The sequence below is a fragment of the Pseudomonas sp. GXM4 genome (assembly GCF_008923895.1).
In the GTDB taxonomy this organism is placed as follows: domain Bacteria; phylum Pseudomonadota; class Gammaproteobacteria; order Pseudomonadales; family Pseudomonadaceae; genus Aquipseudomonas; species Aquipseudomonas atacamensis.
Genome location: NZ_WBRZ01000035.1, coordinates 19,846 through 29,725, shown reverse-complemented (window position 1 = coordinate 29,725; position 9,880 = coordinate 19,846). Strand labels below are relative to the sequence as shown.

General features: G+C 60.2%; 11 protein-coding genes. All 11 read right to left on the bottom strand.

All coding sequences use genetic code 11. From position 1 onward, the window contains the following. Nucleotides 1-64: 64 nt before the first annotated feature. Nucleotides 65-1,063, bottom strand: a complete 999-nt coding sequence (locus F8N49_RS07805; protein ID WP_151551097.1) for an ADP-ribosylglycohydrolase family protein — start codon at nt 1,061-1,063, stop codon at nt 65-67. After that, nucleotides 1,060-1,773, bottom strand: coding sequence for a GntR family transcriptional regulator (locus tag F8N49_RS07800; RefSeq protein WP_016770970.1), 714 nt, complete (start codon nt 1,771-1,773; stop codon nt 1,060-1,062). Before F8N49_RS07800 ends, F8N49_RS07805 begins: the two co-directional genes overlap by 4 nt. Before the next feature lie 273 nt (nt 1,774-2,046). Continuing rightward, entirely contained in the window at nt 2,047-3,015 is a 969-nt protein-coding gene (araH, locus tag F8N49_RS07795) for an L-arabinose ABC transporter permease AraH (protein ID WP_038861078.1), read from the bottom strand. A 12-nt stretch (nt 3,016-3,027) separates the two neighbouring features. After that, on the bottom strand, nt 3,028-4,575 hold the full coding sequence (gene araG / locus F8N49_RS07790; RefSeq protein ID WP_041479431.1) for an L-arabinose ABC transporter ATP-binding protein AraG: 1,548 nt from the start codon (nt 4,573-4,575) through the stop codon (nt 3,028-3,030). A gap of 53 nt (nt 4,576-4,628) precedes the next feature. Then, the gene (locus F8N49_RS07785) at nt 4,629-5,633 is read right to left on the bottom strand and encodes a substrate-binding domain-containing protein (RefSeq protein ID WP_016770973.1); all 1,005 of its coding nucleotides are present in this window, start codon (nt 5,631-5,633) and stop codon (nt 4,629-4,631) included. Between the two features lie 137 nt (nt 5,634-5,770). Further along, nucleotides 5,771-6,589, bottom strand: a complete 819-nt coding sequence (locus F8N49_RS07780) for an SDR family oxidoreductase (RefSeq protein ID WP_122751499.1) — start codon at nt 6,587-6,589, stop codon at nt 5,771-5,773. Between the two features lie 3 nt (nt 6,590-6,592). Continuing rightward, nucleotides 6,593-6,745, bottom strand: coding sequence for a hypothetical protein (locus tag F8N49_RS28030; RefSeq protein WP_218574829.1), 153 nt, complete (start codon nt 6,743-6,745; stop codon nt 6,593-6,595). A gap of 114 nt (nt 6,746-6,859) precedes the next feature. Then, nucleotides 6,860-7,735, bottom strand: a complete 876-nt coding sequence (locus tag F8N49_RS07775) for an SMP-30/gluconolactonase/LRE family protein (protein ID WP_151551096.1) — start codon at nt 7,733-7,735, stop codon at nt 6,860-6,862. A gap of 133 nt (nt 7,736-7,868) precedes the next feature. Then, nucleotides 7,869-8,585 carry a FadR/GntR family transcriptional regulator gene (locus tag F8N49_RS07770; protein ID WP_122751501.1) on the bottom strand — a complete coding sequence of 239 codons (717 nt, stop codon included), beginning with the start codon at nt 8,583-8,585 and terminating at the stop codon, nt 7,869-7,871. Nucleotides 8,586-8,686: 101 nt separating this feature from the next. After that, the gene (locus F8N49_RS07765) at nt 8,687-9,247 is read right to left on the bottom strand and encodes a DUF1285 domain-containing protein (RefSeq protein WP_056788265.1); all 561 of its coding nucleotides are present in this window, start codon (nt 9,245-9,247) and stop codon (nt 8,687-8,689) included. 14 nt (nt 9,248-9,261) lie between these two features. Beyond that, the gene (locus F8N49_RS07760; RefSeq protein WP_016770979.1) at nt 9,262-9,867 is read right to left on the bottom strand and encodes a DUF4823 domain-containing protein; all 606 of its coding nucleotides are present in this window, start codon (nt 9,865-9,867) and stop codon (nt 9,262-9,264) included. Nucleotides 9,868-9,880: the final 13 nt, after the last annotated feature.

The following is a 9,880-nucleotide window of genomic DNA, read 5'->3' as shown; positions in this document are numbered from 1 at the left end:
CAGGGTATGTGAACGCCACAACTCCAATGTGGGAGCGAGCTTGCTCGCGAAGGCGGCAGCCCAATCAGCGCAAGGCCAACAGCCCCTGCACCAAAGGCTCAAGCTCCAGCTGATTAACAGCTTTCACCGTTTCGATCATCGGCTGCGGCCAGCATTCAAGCCCCAGGCAGGCGCCGAGCATGGCGCCGAGAATCGCCGCGATGGTATCCGTGTCGCCACCCAGGCTGGCCGCCATGCACAGCGCTTCGAATGCCGTCATCTCGCCGATGGCCACTTGCTGGGCCAGGGCGAATGAAACCACCACCGACTCCTGCGACGCCACCGATGTACCGATCACGTCATAGAGCAGATCGGCAAGCAATGCTTTGTCGCTGTCGACGCTGATACTGCGCGCCCAACTGATCCGCGAGGCCATGCGCCCACCGGCGACCCAATGTCCGTGGGCTTCGGCCTGCTGGGCGATCTGCTGGCCGAGGTTCAGCGCCTCGCCGAGATCGACGTCATTGATGCCAGCAGAGACCACCGCCGCCACCGCCGCCGCACTGGAAATTCCCAGCGTGGTGTTATGCGTCACTTGGCAAGCCTGCACGACCGCTGCAATGAAGCGCTGCGGATCGGCCACGTTCGCGGCAATGCCCACCGGGGTAATGCGCATCGCCGCGCCATTGGTGGTGCCGTAGCGCCCCGCTTCTTCCGGGGAATGCCCGGCGAGGATCATTTCAATGGCGCGCTTGGTCGACGGGCCGAGCAAGTCCTGCGAGCCTTTGGCCTGCATCTCGGCTTCCCATTCGATCAAGCGCTGGGCGAGGACCGCCGGTTCGATGCGGCCTTGGCCTTCGACCAACAATTCACCGACCAGAATCGCCTGTTCGGTGTCATCGGTGATCGAGCCCTTGGGCATGTTCGCGGCGATCGGTTGCAGTGGGCCGGCGTCCTGCAAATCAGTGATCTGGCCGAAGCGCGCCTTGATCGTTTCACGATCGAGCGACTGCGTCGGCATGCCCAGCGCGTCACCCAGGGCCAGACCATAGAAAGCGCCAAGCGCACGGTTGAGCGCGGTCATTTCGATTCTCCGAATTGCAGGTGCAGACGAAAGTGCACCGGGTCGAGCAGGCTTTCGACCTGCTCCATGAAACGGTTCTGCCGGTCGTAGGTGGTGCGCAAGGCTTTGAGAAACACCGTGCCGACCGGACGGCCGAGCAGTTCGGCGTCTTCGGCATTCAGCGGCTCGGCGCCGATCCACTGATCGCCGCGCTCGCCGATGTAGCCGTAGGCGGCCAGGGTGATGGTCAGGGAATTGTCGATCAGGCCAACGCGGGGCAGGCTTTCCAGGCCGCCGTTAGCCGGCATCAAGGATCGTTCGAGAGACACCAGCGTACCGTCGGTGGCGCGCCGGCGACGGTCGAGGGTGATGAATTGATCGGTGCCGAAACGCACCAGCAGATCCGGGCGAGTCACGGCTTCGAGGCGCAACACTTCGGTATTGATCAGCGCCCCGCTGTCGGCCAACGCCTGCGCCCAGCCGCTGCGCTGATCCAGCGCGACACCGTCGAAAGTGACGATGGAACCGACACCGCTCTGCGTGGCGATGTAATTACGCCGCTTCAGTTCGGCCAGCGCCTCACGCAAGGTGCCACGGCTGACCTGGAATTCTTGAGCCAACTGATGTTCGCCGGGCAACAGAAAACCGTCCTCCATGAGGCCGCTCTCGATGCGTCGGACGAGCTCGTCGACCACCCGTTGTTTCTTGTCGAATCGTACCTGTCTAATCATGTACAAATTGATAACCGAAACGGTGCGTGGCGGGCAACAAAAATTTGAGGGAGGTGACCGGTGGAGAGGGCAAAATCAAGAGCCCCTCACCCTAGCCCTCTCCCGGAGGGAGAGGGAACTGATTGGGGAGAGCTCAGGAAATGCGCCGAACTGATGTCGCTTTAGCGAATCCACAATCAACCCGATCTTTCAGGTCGATGTAGAACGCAAGACACCTCGGTCGGCCCCCTCTCCCTCCGGGAGAGGGCTGGGGTGAGGGGTAGCTTTTTGACGTTAGCGCTGTTTCAAGCGGTCAATGACCACGGCCAGCAACAGAATCGAACCCCGAATCACATACTGATAAAACGTGTCGATGTTCTTCAGGTTCATCGCATTCTCGATGATCGCCAGAATCAACACCCCGGCAATCACATGGCGAATCATGCCGATGCCGCCACTCAGCGAAACCCCGCCCAATACGCAGGCAGAAATCACCGTCAGTTCAAAACCCTGACCAATCATCGGCTGCCCGGAAGTCATCCGCGAGGCCAGAATCACACCCGCCAGCGCACCGATCAAACCATGCACGGCGAAGATGATGATCTTGGTCCGGTCGACGTTGACACCCGCCAGCAACGCCGCTTCCTGGTTGCCACCGATGGCCATGGTGTTGCGCCCGTAGGTGGTGTAGTTCAGCAGCCAGCCGAAAAACAGGAAGCAGACAATGGTGATCAGGATCGGCACCGGCACACCGAACAGCTGGCCGTTACCGAAGACGAAGAACGATTCCTGCGACACACCGACCGCTTTGCCGTTGGCAAAAATATAGGCCAGACCGCGAACGATCTGCATGGTCGCCAGCGTCGTGATCAACGCATTGACGCGCAACTTGGCAATCACGATGCCGTTGATCAGACCAACGATCAGGCCCATCACCAGTGCTGCGCTGACCCCGAGAAACACGCTGTTGGTGTCACGCATCACCACCGCCGCGACCACGCCGGCACAGGCGATCACTGAGCCGACCGAGAGGTCGAAGTGCCCGGACGCCAGGCAATAAAGCATGGTGCACGCGGCGATGCCGGTGGTGGAAATCGCCAGGCCCAGGCCACGCATGTTCAGCGGCGAGAGGAAGTTGTCGATCAGCAGTGTGCAGGCGACAAAGATGCCGATCGCCGCCAGCAGCATGACCCAGTCATCGAGGAAGCGCCGCAGGTCCAGCGGTTTGCGCTCGGTCGGCAGGGTTTCGTTTTGCGTAGTCATCATAGTCACCTCTCAGTTCGCCACGCCGTCAGCGCGGTGGCGTGGCAAAGCCAGTTGCAGCAGGTTGGATTCATTGGCCTGGTCGCGGCTGACTTCGCCGCGCAGGGCGCCTTCGCACAGCACCAGGATGCGGTCGGAAATGCCCATCACTTCCATCAGATCGCTGGACACCACGATCACCGAAATACCGTCGGCGGCGAGGTTATGAATGATCTGGTAGATCTCGGCCTTGGCGCCGATATCGATGCCACGGGTCGGTTCGTCGAGCAGCAGGACTTTCATCGGCATCGACAGCCAGCGGCCGAGAATGGCCTTCTGCTGATTGCCGCCGGAAAGGAACTTGATCTGCTGGCCGGCGTGCGGGGTTTTCACTTTCAGGGCCTTGATCTGCTTGTCGGCGTTGCCCTTTTCCCACAGGCCGCGAATCAGGCAGCCGAGCCCGGAATGCGCACCACGGGCACTGATGTTGATGTTCTCGGCGACACTGGCCAGGGGGATGATGCCTTCTTTCTTGCGATCTTCCGGGCAGAGCAGAATGCCGGCGGCAATCGCATCACGTGGCGAGCGCAGTTTCAGCTCATGGCCGCGCAATTCGAGACGGCCAGCGGTGTTGCGCTCCAGGCCGCTGAGCAGGCGAAACAGCTCGGTGCGCCCTGCCCCGACCAGCCCGAACAGGCCAAGGATTTCGCCTTTGTGCGCTTCGAAACTGATCGGCTCGCGCAAGCCCGGACCGAGCAAGCCGTCGACCTTCAGCGCCACGGCACCGCGCGGGCGATGGCGGTAATCGTAGATATCCTGAATGTCGCGACCGACCATGCAGGTCACCAGTTGATCGTGGGTCAACTGGCTCATGTCGTCGAATGTACGAACGTAGCGGCCGTCCTTGAACACAGTGACGGCGTCGCAAATGCGGAAGACTTCTTCCATGCGATGGGAAACGTAGAGCACCACTTTGCCTTCGTCGCGCAGGCGACCGATGATCGCCATCAAGCGATCGATCTCGCGCGCCGAAAGGCTGCTGGTCGGTTCGTCGAAAGCGATGACGTGAGCGCCGCGCGACAGCGCTTTGGCTATTTCCACCAGTTGCCGCTGACCCAGCGACAAGCGTCCGACCTTGGTTTGCGGATCGATTTCGTCGGCCAGGCCTTTCAGGCAATTCAAGGCCTTCTGACGTAGCTCACTGCGATTGATCAGGCCGAAACTGGCCGGCAGATGCCCGAGAAACAGGTTCTCGGCCACGGTCATTTCCGGGACCAGATGCAGTTCCTGGTGAATCACCGCGACGCCGCTGCCGATGCTGTCAGCGGTGGACTTGAAGGCCATCGCCTGCTCGCCGATCTGCAGCTCGCCGCTGCTCGGAATGTAGGCGCCACCGAGGATTTTCAGCAGGGTCGATTTGCCCGCGCCGTTCTCGCCCATCAAGGCATGAACCTGGCCGGGGTGGGCGACGAAGCTGATGCCGTCGAGCGCTTTCACGCCGGGAAAGGTCTTGCCGATCCCGTTGAAGCGCAGGCTGCCGCTGGCGCCATGTTGTTCTTGTGTCTGTACTTGCGCGTGCATAAAGCCACCTCTTCACACCGAAAAACGGCCCGGCTGCCCGGGCCGTCGCTGCCTCAGTTCCACAAGCCGATTTTTTCCAGCTCTTGCTTGAAGTTTTCGCGGGTGATCAGGGTGACGTCATCCATGGCGGTGTACTTCGGCGGCTCTTTGCCGGCGGTGATCCACTCGTACATCATCTCGGCGGTCTTGTAGCCTTCGATGTGCGGGCTTGGCAGCATCGAACCGAAGAAGCCGCTGTTAGGCTTTTTCAACTCGCCGATGGCGTCGGTGCCGTTGATGCCGATGCCGATCACGTTGCTCGCGGCAAAACCGGCCGCTTCGGTGGCGCGCACGCCGCCGAGCACGGTGTTGTCGTTCATGCCGCCGATGATCAGGTTTTTCGCCGCGCTCGGCAGTTTCACCAGCGCCGAGTTGGTGGCGTCCATGCTGCCCGGTACGTCGAGGGTTTTCAGCGCGGCGAAGAGGATGTGGTCCTCGGGCATGCCGGCCTTCTTCAGGGCATCGACCGAGCCGTCGGTGCGCTTCTTGCCGGTGTCGAGTTCGTTGTAGGTATTGACCACCGCGTAGGTGTCTTTCCAGTCCCAGTTACGCTTTTTCGCTTCGGCAGCCATGGCGGCGCCCTGCTTCTGGCCGACTTCAAACGCGGCCATGCCCAGGTACGGCACGTCTTCCATGAATTTGCCGTTGGCGTCGACAAAACGGTCGTCGACGGCAATTACTTTCAGGTCGTTGATCTTGGCTTTGGCCATGATGGCCGGGCCGAGGGACACGTCCGGCGGACAGATCACGAAACCCTTGGCGCCGTTGGCGGCCAGACTATCGATGGCCGAGAGGGTCTTCTCGCCATCCGGTACGGCAATCTTGATCAGTTCAAAGCCTTTGTCCTTGGCGGCTTTTTCGGCAAAAGCCCATTCGGTCTGGAACCACGGTTCTTCGGCCTGCTTGACCAGAAAACCGATCTTCACCGCGTCGGCGGCGAGCAGCGCACTGCTCAGGCTGAACGCAGTGACCGCCAAGGCAGTGCTGCACAGGGTACGAATCCCGAAACGACGTTTCATCAGATGACTCCTTGTTATTTTTTTTGAGCAAGGTTTGAAAAGCGTTGAAGCGTGTTCTCAGTGAAGCTGTTTGAAAATAGTCATATCGTATGATGATTGGATTTCAAGCGTAGTTCAGCGCTGGAAATCCGTTTTATTCAGTCGTGGTACATCACCGAGCGGCCACCATCGATGGTGATGCACGAGGCGTTGATAAATGGTGCCTCATCGCTGGCCAGAAATACCGCCGTCATTGCCACTTCGATCGGCTGGCCGATGCGCTTGGGCGGGTGCAGGTCAAAGGCGCGTTGACGCTCGGCGTGCGGATCGGCAAAGCCATTCCAGTAATCGACGTTCAGCTGCGTTTCGATGTAGCCCGGCGCGATGGCGTTAACGCGAATGCCCTTGGCCGCGTATTCGATGCCGAGTGCACGGGTCAGGCCGAGCAAGCCGTGCTTGGCCACCGGGTACGGGAAGCAACCGGGAATGATGTGGCTGGAATGGGTCGAGGCGATGTTGATAATGCTGCCCACGCCCTGCTCGATCATCTGCGGCAGCACCGCTTTGCAGCCATACCAGGCGCCGTCCAGGTCAATGGCGAAACAGCGGTGCCAGTCCTCTTCGGTCATCTGCAAAGGATCGCGGAACACATTGACCCCGGCGCAGTTGACCAGCACATCGATGCGGCCATGCAATTCCACGGCGCGTCGGGCCAGGGCGTGCAGATCCTGCTGATTCGATACGTCGACCTTGAGCGCCTGCACGTCATGGCCCTGATCGCGCCAGTGAGCGGCGACCTGCTCGACCTTGTCGGCCTGGATATCGCTGATGAGTAATCTGGCTTGCTGCGAGGCGAAGGCGGCGACGATGGCTTCGCCGATGCCCTGAGCGGCCCCGGTCAGCAGCACGACCTTGTTTTTCAGGCGCTCGCCTTTCGGCGGCGCCGGCACTGGTGGCAATGTCAGCGCTTCAGCCATGGCTCAGGCCTCCTGCACGCAGGCGCAAAAAAACCGGGCATCGGTCGATGTCCGGTTCTGACGGCTCGGGAAAACAAACAGGCAAGCGTCGCCGACGGCATTAAGCCGTGACAAAAGGCGGATCCCGCTTGCGCGGGCGAGAAGAATTCGCTGCATCACTTCACCTGTTTTGTTCTTTTTAAGTGTGAGTGCGTGTTACTGCTGGAGCCGACTATAAACCCGACCGCCAAATAATCTCAATATATAATTTTGCATCCCATATTTTGGGATCTAGCCAGCAAAACGCGTACAGAGTTTTCCTGCAACGTCGACGCGCATGCTCAGCACCGCGCCATCCAATGGATGATTCAGTGGACTCTTGGCGCTGGTGATGAATAAGGTTTTCAAGTCTTCGCCACCGAACACGCAACTGGTCGGGCGACTGACCGGCAGATCGATTTTTCGATCCACCTGCCCGTCCGGCGTCAGGCGCAACAGGCAACTGCCGTCCCAGCGTGCATTCCACACGTAGCCTTCGGCGTCCATCGCCGAGCCATCGGGACCACCGTGTCGATCGGACGAGTAGAACACCTGCGGAGCATCGAGACTGCCGTCGGTGCGGATGAAATATCGATTGAGCGTGCTGTCGAGACTTTCACCAAACAGCAGCGTGGTGCCGTCGTCACTCCACAGCAGGGTGTTGGGGATGCCCAGACCGAGCAGCAGCGGTGTCACGCGCTGATCGGGATCAATGCGGAACAGGCCTCCGGAACGGCGCACCAGCGGCAGATCCTCACCGTGCTCGCCGATGTTGTTCTGCATGGTGCCTAACCACAACCGGCCCAAGGCATCGCAACGGGCTTCGTTGGACCGGTTGCCCGGTTGCGGGTCGGCGACGCAGAACAACGTCAAGCGTGGCTCGAGGCCGGGCGAATCGAGATCCAGCCGATAGACACCGCTGCTCAGCGTGACCAGCGCATCGCCGCTGGCGCAAGGAATGAAGGCGGAGATGTGCTCGGGCATCTGCCAGATCTGCACGTTCTGACCGATCAGGCGCAACGCTTGTTTACCGGCGATATCGACCCAGTACAACGCCTGGGTCGGCGCATCCCAAAATGGGCCTTCGCCGAGTTGCGCGCGGTGTTGGGTCAGGGCGGTGAACGGCATATCAAGTCCTTCTGAGTTGTTGTTTTACTGTGGGAGCGAGCTTGCTCGCGAAGGCGGAGTGTCAGTCAATGATGATTTATCTGACCTGACGCATTCGCGAGCAAGCTCGCTCCCACAGGATGTCTCGACATTTTCAGCTAGCTTTTCTATTGGCCATGACTTTCGGGTAAAAGCGTTTTATCGCCAGATCGGCGTTGTCGATCAAGGTCATGCACGCCCACACGCCACGAGTCGAATCGCGCGCGACGATGGCGTCGGCCATGTCTTTATGGATCGGCAAGGTGCGGCGCAGTTCATCGGGGTCGGCGGCGGAGACTTCGAACGACACCGCCAGCAACGCGCCGAGGGCCGGGACCATTTGTTCGATGAACTGATTATGGCTGGCGGCCAGGATGCATTCGTGGAAGGCTTGGTCGGCACGGTTGTAATCGATGCCACTGTCGACCGCACGCTCCAGTGCATTGAAGGCCAGTTGCACCGCTTCAATCTGCTCCGGCGTCGCCCGCTCACAGGCCCAGCGCACCGCCATCGGCTCGATGGTGCGGCGCAAATCCAGCAGGTCATCGACGAAGTTTTCCGGCAAGCCGTTGCGCGATAGCCAACCGACCACTTGCGGATCGAACAGATTCCAGCGCCGCACCGGCAACACTCGCGTGCCGACCTTCGGTCCGACTTCAAGCATGCCTTTGGCGACGAGGGTTTTGATGGCTTCGCGAATCACCGTGCGGCTGACGCCAAGCTGTTCGCCCAGATCCGCCTCGACCTTGATGGTCTGCCCCGGCTTGACCTGACCGGCAGCAATCCAGCTGCCCAGCCAGTCAACGGTCGACGCATGAAAGCTGCTGGACATGAACACCTCAAGGCGAATCGCGATGGGTGCCTACGCTAATCATCATACGAATAACAGTCAATCGGATTTTTTTCAGCTTGCTCCCACATTTTGATGTTGTGTCAGGGCTCCAGACCGATGCGAAAGAACTCGCCGCCACTCCACACGCCCAACCAGCGCTGACCATCGATCTCGCGGCTCACCGCCAGTTCCACCAACTGGTAAAACACATTGCGGTGAATCAGCGCTTCAAGGTTGCTGCGCACGTGCACATAGGGCGCAGGCTCCTGGGTCTCAGGATCGATCTCGACACGCAGCGGATGCTCAGTCCCCGCTTCGGTGGTTTCCTCGACGTTGGTGGTAAAGCGCAAAACCTGCGCATCACCCTCGCCTTGCACTTCCACGGCAACCGCTACGAACGGCGCGTCATCGACCTTGATCCCGACCTTCTCGACCGGGGTAATCAGGAAATAATCATCGCCGTCGCGGCGGATGATGGTGGAGAACAGTTTGACCATCGGCTTGCGCCCGATCGGCGTACCCAGGTAGTACCAGGTGCCGTCACGGGCAATGCGCATGTCGATGTCGCCGCAGAAATCCGGGTTCCACAAATGCACCGGTGGCAGGCCTTTGGTCTTGGGGATCTGCCCCAGCAGGTCATTGGCTGTTTGCGGGTCACTCATGGCGTACTCCTTGATTACTGGTCGCCGATCCCCAGCAGGCTGCGTGCGTATTGCGCCAGCGGCGGACCGATGAGGTCTTCGGGTTTGGAGTCATGGAACGTCAGTAAACCGCCACGACTCTTGATCCGTGCAGTATCAATCAAATACTGGGTGCTGGTCTCGATCAACATGATCTGAATCACGCCGCCGTCGATACCGAGGCGATCCACGGCTTCCTGGTCCAGCCACTCGTCAGAGTTGCCGATGCGGTCGTCAGCCTTGGCGAAACGTGTGTACAGCAGATAATGCGCGCCGGCATCACGGGCTTCGCCCATGGCCTGATCGAGGCCTTCCGGCGCACGGGCGCGGCGGACCATCGGGAAATATTCGACAAAGCCCTTGAAGGCTTCTTCGGCGACCACGTTCGGCCGTGGATAGGAACCACCCGGTGGCGCGAACGCGCCCTGGGCGATGAAGATGAACGAGTCCGGCTGAATGCGGAGATTGTTCACCCGGCGGCTGTCGCTATGGTCCAGAAGCCCCGCATCGCTCATGTGATAACGAGTGCCTTCGGCCATATCGCTGACATTCATGCAGCCGCCAAGCGCCAAAACGGCCAGCAGCAAAACCAGGCTACGCATCCTATTCCTCCAG